At 40.6% G+C, this 14,969-nt stretch carries 14 protein-coding genes; 4 read left to right on the top strand and 10 right to left on the bottom strand.

Annotated features, from left to right (window positions below):
- Positions 1 to 23 precede the first annotated feature (23 nt).
- Genes WAA86_RS02705 through nadD form a run of 3 tightly spaced genes read left to right on the top strand, consistent with a single transcriptional unit; the run spans position 24 to position 2,072 of the window.
- Positions 24 to 881 (top strand): YicC/YloC family endoribonuclease, encoded by an 858-nt coding sequence (locus tag WAA86_RS02705; RefSeq protein WP_337299430.1) that lies wholly within the window; start codon positions 24 to 26, stop codon positions 879 to 881.
- Positions 881 to 1,468 carry a guanylate kinase gene (gene gmk, locus WAA86_RS02710; protein ID WP_337299431.1) on the top strand — a complete coding sequence of 196 codons (588 nt, stop codon included), beginning with the start codon at positions 881 to 883 and terminating at the stop codon, positions 1,466 to 1,468. The genes WAA86_RS02705 and gmk overlap by 1 nt, the downstream gene beginning before the upstream one ends.
- Before the next feature lie 19 nt (positions 1,469 to 1,487).
- Positions 1,488 to 2,072 carry a nicotinate (nicotinamide) nucleotide adenylyltransferase gene (gene nadD / locus WAA86_RS02715; RefSeq protein ID WP_337299432.1) on the top strand — a complete coding sequence of 195 codons (585 nt, stop codon included), beginning with the start codon at positions 1,488 to 1,490 and terminating at the stop codon, positions 2,070 to 2,072.
- A 329-nt stretch (positions 2,073 to 2,401) separates the two neighbouring features.
- Here nadD and WAA86_RS02720 read toward each other — a convergent pair whose 3' ends face one another.
- Complete coding sequence (locus WAA86_RS02720) at positions 2,402 to 2,569, bottom strand: hypothetical protein (RefSeq protein ID WP_337299433.1); 168 nt, start codon at positions 2,567 to 2,569, stop codon at positions 2,402 to 2,404.
- A 74-nt stretch (positions 2,570 to 2,643) separates the two neighbouring features.
- Positions 2,644 to 3,354, bottom strand: coding sequence for a DUF6503 family protein (locus WAA86_RS02725; protein WP_337299434.1), 711 nt, complete (start codon positions 3,352 to 3,354; stop codon positions 2,644 to 2,646).
- 115 nt (positions 3,355 to 3,469) lie between these two features.
- Here WAA86_RS02725 and WAA86_RS02730 point away from each other — a divergent pair, with 115 nt between their 5' ends.
- Positions 3,470 to 5,968, top strand: coding sequence for a zinc-dependent metalloprotease (locus WAA86_RS02730; RefSeq protein WP_337299435.1), 2,499 nt, complete (start codon positions 3,470 to 3,472; stop codon positions 5,966 to 5,968).
- Positions 5,969 to 6,041: 73 nt separating this feature from the next.
- Here the strand turns inward: WAA86_RS02730 and WAA86_RS02735 are convergent, their stop codons facing one another.
- From WAA86_RS02735 to WAA86_RS02770, 8 genes are all read right to left on the bottom strand, one after another.
- A complete protein-coding gene (locus WAA86_RS02735; RefSeq protein WP_337299436.1) occupies positions 6,042 to 6,548 on the bottom strand; it encodes a nicotinate-nucleotide adenylyltransferase in 507 nt (168 codons plus the stop codon).
- 238 nt (positions 6,549 to 6,786) lie between these two features.
- Positions 6,787 to 9,057 carry an inorganic phosphate transporter gene (locus WAA86_RS02740; RefSeq protein WP_337299437.1) on the bottom strand — a complete coding sequence of 757 codons (2,271 nt, stop codon included), beginning with the start codon at positions 9,055 to 9,057 and terminating at the stop codon, positions 6,787 to 6,789.
- A gap of 127 nt (positions 9,058 to 9,184) precedes the next feature.
- Positions 9,185 to 9,847 carry a phosphate signaling complex protein PhoU gene (gene phoU, locus WAA86_RS02745; protein ID WP_337299438.1) on the bottom strand — a complete coding sequence of 221 codons (663 nt, stop codon included), beginning with the start codon at positions 9,845 to 9,847 and terminating at the stop codon, positions 9,185 to 9,187.
- Positions 9,848 to 9,858: 11 nt separating this feature from the next.
- Positions 9,859 to 10,650: a phosphate ABC transporter ATP-binding protein PstB gene (gene pstB, locus WAA86_RS02750; protein ID WP_337299492.1), complete on the bottom strand. Its 792-nt coding sequence runs from the start codon at positions 10,648 to 10,650 to the stop codon at positions 9,859 to 9,861.
- Positions 10,651 to 10,676: 26 nt separating this feature from the next.
- A complete protein-coding gene (gene pstA / locus WAA86_RS02755) occupies positions 10,677 to 11,531 on the bottom strand; it encodes a phosphate ABC transporter permease PstA (RefSeq protein ID WP_337299439.1) in 855 nt (284 codons plus the stop codon).
- A complete protein-coding gene (gene pstC / locus WAA86_RS02760) occupies positions 11,524 to 12,402 on the bottom strand; it encodes a phosphate ABC transporter permease subunit PstC (RefSeq protein WP_337299440.1) in 879 nt (292 codons plus the stop codon). Before pstC ends, pstA begins: the two co-directional genes overlap by 8 nt.
- 69 nt (positions 12,403 to 12,471) lie before the next feature.
- The gene (locus tag WAA86_RS02765) at positions 12,472 to 13,416 is read right to left on the bottom strand and encodes a PstS family phosphate ABC transporter substrate-binding protein (RefSeq protein ID WP_337299441.1); all 945 of its coding nucleotides are present in this window, start codon (positions 13,414 to 13,416) and stop codon (positions 12,472 to 12,474) included.
- Positions 13,417 to 13,528: 112 nt separating this feature from the next.
- A complete protein-coding gene (locus WAA86_RS02770) occupies positions 13,529 to 14,734 on the bottom strand; it encodes a porin (protein ID WP_337299442.1) in 1,206 nt (401 codons plus the stop codon).
- Positions 14,735 to 14,969 lie beyond the last annotated feature (235 nt).

Consider the following 14,969-nt stretch of genomic DNA (forward strand, 5'->3'; position numbering starts at 1 on the left):
TTGCCAAAATTTAAAATCAATTTATGATCCAATCCATGACAGGGTTTGGGAAGTACGTTATTCAACTTCCCTCAAAGAAAATCACCATTGAAATAAAATCATTGAACAGCAAGAGTCTCGACTTAAATGCCCGCATACCGTCGGCGTATAGGGAAAAGGAGTTGGAGCTTCGAAAGATTATCGCCAGTTCTTTGGAGAGAGGAAAGGTAGATTTTGGATTGTATATGGAGTCTACGGGTGATGAAACCTCCGCTGTGATCAACGAAGGGGTGGTTAAGGGTTATATCAAACAGTTACGAGCCATTGCAGAAGGGGATGATGTTAAATTCCTGGAAATGGCTGTACGCTTGCCAGATGCCCTAAAGACGGAAAGGGACGATATTGATGAAGAGGAATATAAGGCCATTTTGGAAGCTCTTAATAATGCCCTGAAAGAAATCAACATATTCAGATCGGAGGAGGGTCAGGTACTGGAAAAGGATTTCTTGGAAAGGATCGCTTCGCTGAACCGGTTGTTGGAAGAAGTGAAGGCCATGGATAAAGACCGACTCTCCATGGTGAGAGAACGCTTGGAAAAGGCCGTAGCCGATTTAAAGACCGATCTGGATACCAATAGGTTTGAACAGGAATTGATTTATTATTTGGAGAAATACGATATCACAGAGGAAAAAGTGCGCTTGGCCAATCATTTGGACTATTTTGCGACTGCTCTCAAATCTGAAGATTCCAACGGAAAAAAACTGGGCTTTATAAGTCAGGAAATAGGAAGGGAAATAAATACCATAGGATCCAAGGCCAATTATGCTCCTATGCAACAGCTCGTTGTGCAAATGAAAGATGAGTTAGAGAAAATTAAGGAACAAATGCTAAACGTACTGTAATGGAGGAAGGAAAACTTATAATCTTTTCGGCACCGTCGGGAAGTGGAAAAACAACCATCACCAGATATTTATTGGATCAGCCAGAATTGAATTTGGCCTTTTCCGTTTCCGCTACTTCCAGACCTCGTCGGGGAAAGGAAAAACATGGGGAACATTATTACTTTATGTCCATATCCGATTTCAAAAACCACATTAAGAACGATGAGTTTTTGGAATGGGAAGAGGTATATAGAGATAACTTTTATGGTACCTTGAAAAGTGAGGTGGAACGTTTGTGGGCCTTGGGCAAGAATGTGATTTTTGATATTGATGTAGTGGGGGGGCTTAGAATAAAGAAGAAATTCCCCGAGAATACGTTGGCTGTTTTTGTAAAACCACCTAGTGTTGACGAACTAAAGATCAGATTAAAAAAACGCAGTACTGAAAGTGATGACAAGATCAATATGCGTATCGCCAAGGCATCAGTAGAACTCGCTACGGCTCCACAATTTGATAAGATCATCAAAAATTATGAATTGGAAATAGCCCTTAAGGAGGCCTATGATCTGGTTGCCGATTTTGTAGGGGTAAAACAGGAAAAAAAATAGCACCGGGCATATTAGAAGGATGAAAAAGGTAGGTCTCTATTTTGGCACGTTTAATCCAATCCATATTGGTCATCTTATAATTGCCAATCATATGGTGGAATTTTCGGATCTTGATGAGGTTTGGATGGTCATTACCCCACATAGTCCTTTTAAGAAAAAGAAAACATTATTGGACAATAACCATAGATACGAGATGGTCTATGAAGCTACCAAGGACTACCCTAAACTACACCCCAGTAAGATAGAATTTGATCTTCCCCAACCCAATTATACCATTAATACGTTGGTGCATTTGGCCGAGAAGTACGGTGCCAAATATGAATTTTCACTCATGATGGGAGAGGATAACCTCAAAGGACTACATAAGTGGAAAAATTATGAAGCCATTCTGGAGCACCATCAGATTTATGTCTATCCGAGAATTTCAGAGGGTGAAGTGGATCACAGTTTTGACGGGCACCCTAAGATTACCCATATCAATGCCCCGATCATGGAGATTTCATCTACTTTTATCCGCAAAGAACACAAGGCCGGAAAAAATATTAGGCCTTTATTGCCGGAGAATGTATGGGCTTACATGGATGAAATGAATTTTTATAGGTAATTGCCTTTTTCATCCAACTTTACCCTGAGGGTTTTTTTTCTTTTTTTTAATTTGATTTTAAATGTCCTGTTCACTCCTTTTTGATGGTTGTAATCTATGAGATAAACATCGTCAATAATATTCCAACCTGGATATTTGGTTTTTAAGGCACTAAGGACTGCAGAAGGAAGGTCAAGGTTTTTAAATCGCTCGATCGTTTTTAATATCTTGCCGTTCTCGTCATATACGGCGACTATCTTGCCTTCCGGTATATAGAAGGAAACGGTATAAAATGGATATTCATCCTGAAAAGCACCTTCCTCTTTTACGTTATGACCAGCTACCTTACGCTATAATAGTTTAACCGGTACCGGCGTCTCCTTGGAGTCAATACTACTGAGGTATTTATAGTTGACCGCCGTAACCACCACCTCCGAAAGTTCCTCGGTTTTGGGGTCTTGTGACCATAGGATGGGGCAAAACAAAAGGGTAAAGAGTAAGGAAATTACGGTTTTCATATGAATTATATAATATGCAAAAGTAGTTGTTTCAAATACTGGTGGATATGAGCACCGTCAGTTTGGACCACAATTTATATTTGGGATAGGATGTCGGTCCCAAGAAATTTGTGGTCTTTATTGTAATACCACTCCCTGGTTTTTGGCATCCTAATATCATTGATGTTTTCTTGGTCCTTTAAAAGGATATATTCCCCGTCATTTTTTGATTCATCATGATAAAATTGATAGGCCTCCATGGCATAGGAAGCCGGATCAAAGTAGAAATACCATGTGTCCCCGCCAACACCTTCCTCATAGGTGACCTTTAGAACCAGGTACTCTTTGTTCTTCAATTTTTTATGCTGCACCTTAGGGTCAATAATGGTTCCTGGGTCTTTTAATTTCATTGGCAGGCCATACAGGTAGGTGTAGTAGTCCTTCATCATATTTGCCCGCTCACAATTTAGGTTGAATGATTTTTGTTGCGCCTCGGTTATTTCTGGACTACCGTTTAAAAGTAAAGTACATGTTTTGCCTTTCAATTTGTACTCCAATGTATTTCCATCTTTTTCAACGTTCAAATTAAATTGTTCCTGTGGGAGGTTGATTTGAATGATGCTTTTTCTCTCGCTGCTATTCGGAGTTTTCATAAGTACCTTGAACGCCCCACTGAACGATGACCAATTATTGTTGGGATCGTGGTAGGCCATAGTTTTTTGTAAAAGTTGATTTGCTGTTAGTTCTTGAGAGTGGCCTAAGAAAGACATGGAAGATAGAAGCAATACAATAATTATTCTCATCATGATGTATAAGGTTAACACGCTTACAAGGTAAGTATTTTGTTAATATTCTATAAAAAGGCAGGAATAGCTTTTGAATAGTTTTATTTTAGAAGACAGAAAAAAACAATTACCTCTTATGAAAAGCCTATTGCCGTTTATTTTGTTCTCCATGTTCTTTATATCCCTAACTGTGGAGGGGCAAAGAAGACCTAGAAATGAAGACCCCAAAATACCGACCAATTTTAACGATGCTACCAAGCCTAAAAATAAAAATGGCATTAAAGAATATGGGGAGGTAATAACTAAAGATGCCGTTTCCGATGATGGACTCTTTACGGTGCATAGGATAAAGGAGGAGTATTTTTATGAAATACCGTTCAATAAGCTAAAAAAGGAAATGCTTTGGGTAAGCAGAATTGCGCAGCTCCCCGAGGGATTGGGCGGCGGTTATTTTAATGCGGGTACCAAGACCAATGAGCAAGTGGTGGAGTGGGTTAGGTTCCAAGATAAAATTCTATTAAAGGTAAAGTCCTACGCGAATGTGGCGGACAGCACCAAGGCGATCCACCATTCGGTGATGGTGAATAATTACGAGCCTACACTATTTGCCTTCGATATAAAGGCCTATAATACGGACACCACGGCAGTGGTGATCAATGTGACCTCTCTTTTTAATACAGATGTGGTGGCCATCAGTGGTCTATCCGCAAGATTGCGCAAGGAGTATAAGGTGAAAAAGCTCGAGTCTTCCTTGAGTTTTATTAACGGGATCAAGAGTTTCCCCGAGAATATTGAGGTAAAACAGGATTTGACCTATAGTGCCTCGGAGCCACCTTCCTTTTCTGACTTGGAGTCCATTAGTCTACAGATGAACCAATCTATGATTTTATTGCCAAAGGAGCCCATGAGGCCCAGAAGGTATGATCCCAGGGTAGGGTTCTTTACGGTTAGCCAGTACGACTATGGAAGCAAGGAATTGAAATCGGATCAAAAAACCTATATCAGGAGATGGCGGTTGGAGCCCAAGGATGCAGAAGCATATGCGCGGGGTGAACTGGTAGAGCCCATAAAGCCCATTGTGTATTATCTGGATCCCGGAACTCCTGAGAATTTGAGGGAGTATATCAAGCAGGGAATAGAGGAATGGCAAAAACCCTTTGAAACGGCTGGTTTTAAAAATGCCATTTTGGCCAAAGACGCTCCCACGGCAGAGGAAGATCCAGAATTCAGTCCGGAGGATATCCGATATTCCGTGGTCCGATATGTTGCCAGCACCACAAGGAATGCCACTGGTCCCAGTGTGTCGGATCCTAGAAGTGGAGAAATTATTGAAAGTGACATTATTTGGTACCACAATCATTTGAGAAGCTATAGAAATAGATATTTGTTGGAAACCGGAGCCGCAAATCCATCAGCGAGGACCCTGAATACTCCCGAGGAAGAAATAGGGGAGATGATGCGCATGGTTATAGCCCATGAAGTGGGGCATGCCCTTGGCTTTCCTCATAATATGGCGGCCAGTTATGCCTACCCTGTTGATTCTTTGCGCAATGGCGCCTTTACCCAAGAAAATGGAATAGCCGCCAGTATTATGGATTATGCCCGTTATAACTATGTGGCACAGCCTGAGGATGAAAATATTAGGTTCATCCGACAAATGGGCCCCTATGACCATTATGCGACCAATTGGGGCTATCGGGTCATTCCGAACACCACCACGGTGGCGGAGGAACGGGATACGCTAGATCAATGGATCAGAAAGCACGAGTTGGATCCGAAATATAAGTTTGGCCGGCAATCCAGTCGTTTTGATCCCCAATCTCAGACAGAAAGTATAGGGGACGACCCCATAAAAGCAGGAGATTATGCCTTGAGCAATCTAAAATATGTGGCACAGAACCTTAAGAGTTGGACATCGGACCGGACCAATGACTATGGTGATCTTGAAGAGTTGTATGGGGAGTTGTTGGGTGTGTACAGTAGGTATGTAGGCCATGTAGTGACCAATATTGGAGGCGTATTTGAAAATTTGAAAACTCCAGATCAGGAAGGCCTGGTATATACCCACTTGGATCATGCTGCGCAAAAGGCATCCATGGTATGGTTACAGGAAAATTTATTTTCAACACCAGCTTGGCTCATTGATAAGGAAATATTACAAAATATAGACCATGCAGGTTACTTTGAGGCATTGCGAAGGGTGCAGGCCAGGCATCTGAACGATCTGCTCAGTTTTGACCGGATAGGCAGGCTCATCGATGCAGAAACAACCGTTGTGGACTATTACAGTGCTTTGGGAATGCTAAGGGACTTGCGCAATGGTGTGTGGAGCGAGGTCAGAAGGGGCACCAATGTTGATATTTATCGCAGAAACCTACAGCGCACCTATTTGGATAGAATGGCCTATTTAATGACAGATGAAGGTCCATCCCGTAGAAACAATGATTCGGAAGTGGAACGAACCTTAACGTTCGACGTGAGTACTTCGGATGTGCGTACGTTGGTAAGGGGAGAGCTCAAAACCCTTCGATTTAGGTTGCAGGCAGCGAGGAACAGCGCTGTGAATACAATTACAAGGTATCACTATGAGGATGCCATTGCCAGAATAGACCAGATATTGGATCCTGGAAAGTAATTGTAGATTAGTAAAAAATTAAGGGCCCAACTTCACTAAGTTGGGCCCTTTATTTTTTAGAAGTCTAGACTGACTAGAGGAAGGTTCCAGTTTCATCAATTTTCACCTTCATTCTTTCATCCCCGTTCATCAATTTTAGTTTGTAGGTCTTCTTGGCCCCTTTTTCATCCGTATAACTTACGAGATATACATCGGATTCAACCGTCCATTTGGGGAACCTGTCCATTACGGCTTTAGCAACAGTTTCCGGTAATTTTACGTTTTTGAATTTTTCAATGGTTCTAGTAATCTGGCCGTCTGCATTATAAACGGCGACAATTTTACCTTCAGGTATAAAAAAGGAAACCGTGTAAAAATCATATTCATCGCTGTAAAGATCTGATTCTTTGATGTTGTAAGCTGCAGCTTTTCTTTCCAGCATTTTTACGGGAAGCGCCTCCTCTTCATTGGTAGTTGCATTGAGGTATTTATAGTTAACCGCTGTAACAACCACCTCGGATAACTGTTCTGTTTTAACAATTTGAGAAAAACCTTGGCTGGTAAGGCCAAAAACGAATAGACCAAACAATATTTTTTTCATAATACGTATTTTAATAGATAATGGTTAAACTTTAGTGTGTCCCAAAATTATCTTTTCTGATCATGTTCCACCATGATATAGGTCATGTGGGAATAACCATGAGGTTAGTTAATGAAGGGAGTAGCTGCTTCTCATTCAAAAAATAAAGCACAGCGTACAATGATCAGGATGAGCAATAAAAAAAAGGTTCGGCCAAACATAGTTTGGCCGAACCTTTGAATTTTAAGTTCAACAAGTTTTACTTGGTGTCCAACTTGGCAGGAATTACGGAACTGTCATGTTCCTTGTAATACAGCTCCAATAAGTTGGTGGTTGCCGAAATTATATCTTTCGTCTCAAGGAGTAGGGCAAAGTATAACGTGGTATTCTTAGGGCTGGATTCTTCCGTACGTGTCCTTTCCACTTGCCTCTCAATTTTTTCAGAGACCATGTTCAGTAATTCTTGTTTGCTTGTTAGAAGCTCTCCAATTTGCTCAAATGAGCGGGAATCGAAAACCTCCTTCGTGGCACGGAAAAGTTCATCGAGCTTAAGATCTATTTCTTTTAGCTCTTTGATCTGATTGTACTTAAGTTTCTTGTGGTTATTATGGATGTGTTTATGGCTTATTTTGGCCAAGTACTCCAGGGATTGGGCCAGGTCCTGCAAAAACCCTAATATATTGATGTAGAAATTGCTTGCGCCCACACTGGCTTCGTCCAAGTTTTTGATGAAGTAAAAAATATGATCCCTCAACTCATCCACTTCATTGGATAATTTGATAACTCCTTTTTTATTCTTTTTGAGGAGATCAAGGTCTTGTTTGGCCAAACCATTGATAGTGTTGGTGTATATTTTGTTTCCTCTTTTTACAACATTGGCAATGTTATTGGCACTCTCCTCTATAACTCCTTGGATAGAACTGCTCTCTGCTTTTCTAAGGCTATCTTCAGCTTTTATTTCTTTTGATTTTTGACTGTGGGAAATGTAATTTCTTACCAAAAGGAAAATAGCTATAAGTAAAAGTATGGCTACCATGGAAGGGACATGGATATTGATTAGGTATACGATTACTGCCGCCGATATAAAAGCAATGAAGGCAGTAAAGAACCATCCCCCGATAACATTTAATACTCCGGCAACCCTGTAAACGGCACTTTCAGCACCCCAAGCCCTATCTGCCAAAGAAGAACCCATGGCAACCATAAAAGTTACGTAGGTGGTGGAAAGCGGTAATTTGTAAGAGGTGGCTATAGAGATCAATACCCCTGCTACCATTAGGTTAACTGCGGCTCTAACCATATCAAAAGCCGGCATTTCATAAGTTTTATCCTTGGAAAGTGCTATGACCGGTTTTTCAAAATTGGCATCTATCCTATTCTTGAGTGATTTTGGGATGAGGGAAGTGGTGATTTGTGAAACTAAAATAGCTCCCCTGACAATTCCCCGGGAAAGGAAGTTGGGCTGAAAACGTTCCTTGGACTCCCCTTCTCTTGAGAGGTTTATCTCGGTCTGGGTCACATAACGAGCCTTTTTTGAGAACCATAAGGTCAAAACCATGACCATCCCTGCTCCAAATAATAGGAAGTTAGGGGTAGGTACCTTTTCTGCCAAAACGGTCATGCTAAACTCAGTTGCCGGAATACCGGAAGCTTGCCAAGCTTCAAAAGACTGCCATGCAGCAATGGGGACACCTATAAAATTGACAAGATCGTTTCCTGCAAAGGCGAGGGCCAAGGCAAAAGTTCCAACGATAATGATCAGTTTATAAACATCAAATTTTAAGATAATGGTAATCAAATAAGAGAATACGGTCCAAATAACAAGGCTTCCCATGATAATTAGGATGGTGTTGTCCTGAATAAAAGTGAGTAAGTCATCACTAACGAAAGTGGCTCCTTTTAATCCTTTTATCATAATGAAATAGGTGATGGCCGTTAGGGCACTGCCACCAAATATGGATACCACCCAATTTGCTTTTTTTCTAAAATCAAAAGAGAGCAACATCCTAGAGAAATATTGGACGAGGGCACCTATGGAAAAGGCAATGACGACAGATAATAGGATCCCAACGATAATTTCGGTTGCTTTGGAGGTGTTGATATGCCTATATACATCTACATAATTTCCAGTATCCGCAGCCACCTTGATAAAGGCCATGGCCACTGCAGCACCCAAAAGTTCAAATACAATGGAAACCGTTGTAGAAGTTGGCATTCCTACGGTATTGAAGAAATCCAACAATAAAATGTCGGTGATCATCACGGCCATGAATATGATCATGATCTCACTGAACATAAATTCACTGGGATTGAAAATGCCCTTTCTGGCTACCTCCATCATCCCACTGGAAAATATGGCACCTATGGCAATTCCCAAGCTGGCAACAATCATGATGGTTCTGAAGGAAATGGCTTTGGAGCCAATGGCAGAATTCAAAAAATTTACTGCATCATTGCTAACGCCAACTACCAAATCGGCCACGGCCAAAAAGGCAAGGGCAATAATCATTAACAAGTAAATATTATCCATAATTAAAGTCTTGAAAGCCAACCTTGCAAACCTACTTAAAACTTAACAATGTATAATATTAAAAGAGCACTAATTTGACCAAAATCCCTAGTACTATGTAGGTTGTAATAGGGATTGGGGTAAAAATTTATTTTTTTCTTTTATGTTTCAGTACCTCGGCATCGATATAAAAAATAACTTCCTCTGCCACGTTTTTCATTAAATCTCCTACACGTTCCAATTTTTTCACAACGGAGAACAGCACCAGGGATTGTCTAATGAGTTTCGGGTCTTTACGTATTTCCTCTTCAATAATGGCAAAAGACTCCCTATTGATCTGATCCAGAACCTTGTCTTTTTTAAAGACTTTTCTAGCGGCCTTTACGTCCTTATCCTCATAAGCAACGGTTATGTGGTCAAACATAGCGGAGATCGTAGTATACATCTGTTCAAACTGTAATCTTTCAAAAAGATGTGGCGCTATGGGCTCGTCAAGATCAACTACGTACTTTGAAATACTGTAGGCGTGATCGGCGATTCTTTCCAAATCGAAATTGATTTTACGAACTGCCATGATGAATCGAAGATCGATGGCTACTGGATTGTACAGTGCCAAGAATTTTTCACAATCTTCCTCAATTTTCAGATCCAAGGCATTGACCCTGTTCTCCGTATTGATGACTTCCTCTGCCAAATCACTATCGTGCTCCCGAAATGCAACTTTGGCTTTTTCAAGCTGGGATTTGCACAACGTAAGCATTTTGAAACCCGACTGGTTTATGATTTCCCTTTGGTAAATAGCATTTGCCATAATCCTATATTTTATCCGAACCTACCAGTGATGTAGTTTTCGGTTTTTTGTTTTTCTGGGTTAGTAAAGATGTTTTTTGTCTTATTGTACTCAATAAGATCACCAAGATAGAAAAAAGCAGTATAATCACTGATTCTACTGGCTTGTTGCATGTTATGGGTTACAATGATAATGGTATATTTTTCTTTTAATTGAAAAATAAGTTCCTCAATTTTCGCTGTAGAAATTGGATCCAACGCCGATGTGGGCTCGTCCATTAAGATGATGGAGGGCTCAACCGCCAATGTCCGTGCAATACATAGTCTTTGTTGCTGTCCTCCTGAAAGGGCAATGCCAGATTTCTTTAGACCATCCTTCACCTCTTCCCAAAGTCCAACTTGTTGTAGGGAGGAAACTACCCGTTCTTCGATAAATTTCTTATCGGTTATGCCTTGTATCCTCAGACCGTAGGCAACATTGTCAAATATGGATTTTGGGAACGGATTTGGCTTTTGGAACACCATTCCCACTTCCTTCCGCAATTCCTCAACGTTGATATTTTTCTTATAGATATTATTGCCGTTGATCTTGATCTTCCCTTCCATTCTAAAGCCATCAACATAATCGTTCATTCTATTAAATAGACGAAGGAAAGTAGATTTTCCACAACCTGAAGGCCCAATAAAGGCGGTGACGGTGTTTGGTTTTATGGACATATCAATACCCTTTATAGCATTGAAATCATCATACCAAACTTTAATGTTCTTGGCTTCTATTTTAGGTATCTTTTTTAAAGACGGGTCTATTACACTGTCCAGTACCATATTTTCTTTTATAGGATTATCCATAATTATTTCCATTTCTTCTGCCATTTGTTCCTAAAGTACACCGCTATACCGTTCATGATAAAAGTGATGCCCAATAAGATAATGATAGCCGCAGCGGCATTTTCTATAAATCCGGATTGTGGTCTTGATATCCAGTTGAATATTTGAATTGGCATCACAGAGAACTCATCCATCGGATTGGAAGGGGCAAAGGGCACATAGGCCAATGCACCTACTACGATCAATGGTGCCGTTTCCCCAACTGCCCTTGAAAGGGCCAAAATGACCCCGGTAAGAATTCCACCGCTGGAAGCCGGTAATATCTGGTGCCAAATTGTTTGCCATTTAGAGGCACCCAAAGCAAAGGATGCATCCTTGATTGATTTAGGCACGGCCTTGATAGCTTCCCGGGTTGCCACGATAACAATAGGCAGGATGAGCAGGGATAGGGTTAAACTTCCGGCCAAGACACTGGCACCCAAGTTCATGATACGAACAAAAACCTCAAGACCCAAAAGTCCATAGATGATGGAAGGTACCCCTGCCAGATTGGAGATGTTTATTTCCAAAAGACCCGCAAGCTTATTATTCTTTGCGTATTCCTCCAGATAGATCCCAGCGGCAACCCCGATGGGAAATGCGATGATGGTGGTTAATAGCAAGATCCAAATACTCCCCATAAGGGCAGTGTAGATTCCGGAATTCTCAGCCTTTCTGGAAGGCAGGTCCGTGATAAAAGCCCAATCTATCCTAAGTATTCCGTCAATTAGGATATCTCCAATGAAGACTGCCAATAATACCAAGCCGATAATGGTACAGAATATGCCCCAATACTTGAAAGCCTGGTCTTTCCACCTATTTTTCTGTATATTATTCATATTTCTCTTGGTATTTTTTTCTGATTCTATAGCTCAATGTATTCAGTAAAAAGGTAAATACAAACAAGGTAATACCTGCGGCAAAAATAGTCCTATATTCCAAAGACCCGTGCTGTACATCTCCAAGACTCACCTGAACAATATAGGCGGTAATGGTCTCTACGGGAACCGTTGGGTCCAATGTTAATCTGGGTTGTTGACCTGCAGCTACGGCAACGATCATGGTTTCTCCAATGGCCCTGGAGATGGCCAGGATGATAGAAACGATAATACCCGAGGATGCTGCCGGGACAATCACTTTAAAAGCTGTTTGCAGTTTGGTGGCACCCATGCCGTAAGAAGCTTCCCTCAGGGAAGCGGGAACGGCATGAAGGGCATCCTCACTTATGGAGGAGATATAAGGGATTATCATGATCCCCATAACGATACCCGCCGAAAGGGAGTTGAAGCCAGCTAGATCTGGGATAAATCCCTGTAAGAAAGGGGTTACAACAACCAAAGCAAAAAAACCATAAACAACCGTTGGGATGGAAGCCAGTAGTTCCAATAATGGTTTTATAGTTTTCCTAAAATTTCGTGGGGCATACTCGCTCAGGTAAATACTGATGGTCAATCCAATTGGCAATGCTACTGCAATGGCAATAAAGGAGGTCAACAATGTTCCGGAGAGCAGCGGTAGAATTCCAAAGTGCTTTTCAGTGAACAACGGAGTCCATTGAGTATCGGTAAAGAAATCAATAATAGATACCTCACTGAAGAACTGTACCGCTTCAATGGAAAGAACCAAAATGATACCTACGGTAACGGCAATAGTAATCAAAGCGCTTGTTAAAAGCGATTTCTCGATTATAAGTTCTTTTATCTTGCGCATGTAAGATTATTTTAAATAGGAAAAATCAGGCACCTATAAAGCACCTGATTTTTCATCTATAGCTTTTAATTATTTGTTGTTTTCAACAAAAGTTTTAAAGCTTTCTTTTTGTTGGGCGTACAATTCTGAAGGTAACGGAATGTATCCTACATCGGTAGATAATTCTCCTGCATTATCCAAATAGAAGTTCACAAATTCAACCACTTCAGGAGACTTTACAGAAGTGCTGTTTACGTAGATGAACAAAGGTCTGGACAATGGTGTATAAGTACCGTTCTTTACGGTTTCCAAAGATGGTTTAACAACCTCGGTTCCATTGTTCACTCCAATAAGGGTTAATTTATCTTTGTTCTCTTCATAATAGGCCAATCCGAAAAAGCCTAGGGAATATTTATCGCCTGCAATACCCTGAACCAAAACATGATCATCTTCACTGGCAGTAAAGTCGCCCCTACTGGAACCGCTCTTTCCTACAACAGCCTCCGTAAAATAATCGTAGGTACCTGAAGCAACTCCAGGACCATACAAGTGGATCTCTTCATTTGGCCATTCTGGACGGATCTGGTTCCATTTCATAATGGTACCCTGAGCAGATGGCTCCCATATTTTTTTCAGCTCCTCTACCGTAAAATTATCTACCCATGTATTCTCTGGGTTGACCAATACAGCCAAACCATCATAAGCAACCTCTAGCTCAATGTAGTTGATGTTGTTTTCCTCACAAATCGCTTTTTCTTGATCCTTTATAGGTCGGGAAGCATTGGAAATATTGGTTTCTCCTCTAGAAAACTTATTAAAACCTCCTCCGGTTCCGGAAACCCCAATAGTAACTTTTACATCGGGTTGCTCCGATCTGAATTCTTCAGCAACAGCCTCTGTAATTGGGAATACGGTACTGGAACCGTCAATTTGAATTGTCCCGGTCATTGAACCAGCACCATCCTTTTTTTCTTTTTTGTCACCGCAGGCGCTCAATACCAGGGCCAAGGTTAAAAGAGATACAATTTTTTTCATGAGAATAATACTTTTAAAAGTTGCTAAATTTAAGAATTAAATAAATACTAGGGGTTAAATTAGGGTTAAGAATAATTTTGATCAAATCCCTATAAAACAATTGTTTAGATACTTAAAAATGTACATCCAATTGAAGGCGGTACATCAATTCGTCCGTTCCACCATCTACATTTAGATAGCTAAGGTCCGTTTGTACCTTCAATTTGTGACCTACAATATATTTGGATAAACCTAAGGTGTATTGGTCCTCTGGTGATTTTCCTGTGATATTCTCATCCAATGTGATGTTGGTGTAACGTCCTGAGATTTCCCAATCATTTTTTAATAGGTATCCCATTTGTAGGTTTAGACCATTGCCCACCTGCACTTCGTCACCTGTTAAAGTGCCGTCAGAGTTTTTGGCCAAAGGATCTTTGGCATCCCTATGGGCATATTCACCCATAAAGGAGAATCCATTATAGTTGAACATGGCGTCAATGAAAAGAGTGTTGATGTTGGTTTCATAGAAACCGGTTTCATTGTCAATGGTCATATAGGATCCTAGGTTACTTCGATTTCTTACCGCATTTTGGTTGATATCATAAGTAGCGGCAATCATTAATTTTGGGGATTTCTCCCGGTCTAAATCTGATCCTGTATAATCCCCTTTAAATTCTCCGAAAGGCAAGAATTCCAAACGTGAGGTATATTGGTGTCCTCCCAAATTGCCGGTGGTCACATTTCTACCTTCCCCTTGTGAGATGGCAAATTTTTCGCGCATCACAAAATTGTCGGACAATTTTGTTTTATGCCTTAATTGAATACCCATATCACGGTCTATGTTGAACCTGCTATTTAATAGGGAACGATCTACCAACTGTAGGTTTGCAGAGGATACTACACGTTCCACGTTACCTGGAAGTTTGGTCTGACCAACCCAAAGTTCAAAGTTTTCGTAGAAGTTCCACATGACAACCGCATCTAAAATATATCTTGGCGCATTGCTAGTGAATTCCGAGGTACCAGAAATATCCCTGTTGGATAATCCCAACTCCAATTTATATTCCAATTTGGGGCTGTAGACAAATCCGTCAAATTTCAAACGGGACCTGCGGACCAAAGAATTGGACTCTGGATTTACTAATCCTCCATCGGCGTCTTTCTCCCAATTGGCAACCGTTAAAAATTGCATCCTGGTCGCAATTTTCATGCTAAAGGTGCTATCTTTTCCCATTAGGTTGAAAAGTCCCTTTCCAAAAGCGGGAGCTTCTGTTTCTTGGGCAAAACTTAAAGTTGCAACAAACAGGAACAAACCTGCTGTAAAAATTCTTATTTTCATTTTATTAGTTTTTGTCGCTGCAAAGAACAAGAGGCAAAGTTAAGTTAACGTTAATTGGAGATTAACCTAAAGACATCATTGCTTCCCAGTAAAATGTAGAAAAAAAGCTACCTTGGCCAGAGGTAGCCTGTTGATTTACATAAATAGTTGACAAAAACTAATACATTATGAAATCTATAAGGGGTCTAAAGACGGTACCAAATTGAGATATTTTCTCCATTCTTAGGTAAATTTT

This window comes from Sediminicola sp. 1XM1-17 (assembly GCF_037203765.1).
Lineage (GTDB): Bacteria > Bacteroidota > Bacteroidia > Flavobacteriales > Flavobacteriaceae > Sediminicola.

Excerpts from the sequence above, each read along its gene's own strand:
- WAA86_RS02720 (WP_337299433.1), bottom strand. The coding sequence starts at position 2,569 with ATGAAAACCGTAATTTCCTTACTCTTTACCCTTTTGTTTTGCCCCATC.
- WAA86_RS02740 (WP_337299437.1), bottom strand. The coding sequence starts at position 9,057 with ATGGATAATATTTACTTGTTAATGATTATTGCCCTTGCCTTTTTGGCC.
- gmk (WP_337299431.1), top strand. The coding sequence starts at position 881 with ATGGAGGAAGGAAAACTTATAATCTTTTCGGCACCGTCGGGAAGTGGA.
- WAA86_RS02705 (WP_337299430.1), top strand. The coding sequence starts at position 24 with ATGATCCAATCCATGACAGGGTTTGGGAAGTACGTTATTCAACTTCCC.
- pstA (WP_337299439.1), bottom strand. The coding sequence starts at position 11,531 with ATGAATAATATACAGAAAAATAGGTGGAAAGACCAGGCTTTCAAGTAT.
- WAA86_RS02765 (WP_337299441.1), bottom strand. The coding sequence starts at position 13,416 with ATGAAAAAAATTGTATCTCTTTTAACCTTGGCCCTGGTATTGAGCGCC.
- pstB (WP_337299492.1), bottom strand. The coding sequence starts at position 10,650 with ATGGTACTGGACAGTGTAATAGACCCGTCTTTAAAAAAGATACCTAAA.
- WAA86_RS02730 (WP_337299435.1), top strand. The coding sequence starts at position 3,470 with ATGAAAAGCCTATTGCCGTTTATTTTGTTCTCCATGTTCTTTATATCC.
- WAA86_RS02725 (WP_337299434.1), bottom strand. The coding sequence starts at position 3,354 with ATGATGAGAATAATTATTGTATTGCTTCTATCTTCCATGTCTTTCTTA.
- pstC (WP_337299440.1), bottom strand. The coding sequence starts at position 12,402 with ATGCGCAAGATAAAAGAACTTATAATCGAGAAATCGCTTTTAACAAGC.
- WAA86_RS02770 (WP_337299442.1), bottom strand. The coding sequence starts at position 14,734 with ATGAAAATAAGAATTTTTACAGCAGGTTTGTTCCTGTTTGTTGCAACT.
- phoU (WP_337299438.1), bottom strand. The coding sequence starts at position 9,847 with ATGGCAAATGCTATTTACCAAAGGGAAATCATAAACCAGTCGGGTTTC.
- nadD (WP_337299432.1), top strand. The coding sequence starts at position 1,488 with ATGAAAAAGGTAGGTCTCTATTTTGGCACGTTTAATCCAATCCATATT.
- WAA86_RS02735 (WP_337299436.1), bottom strand. The coding sequence starts at position 6,548 with ATGAAAAAAATATTGTTTGGTCTATTCGTTTTTGGCCTTACCAGCCAA.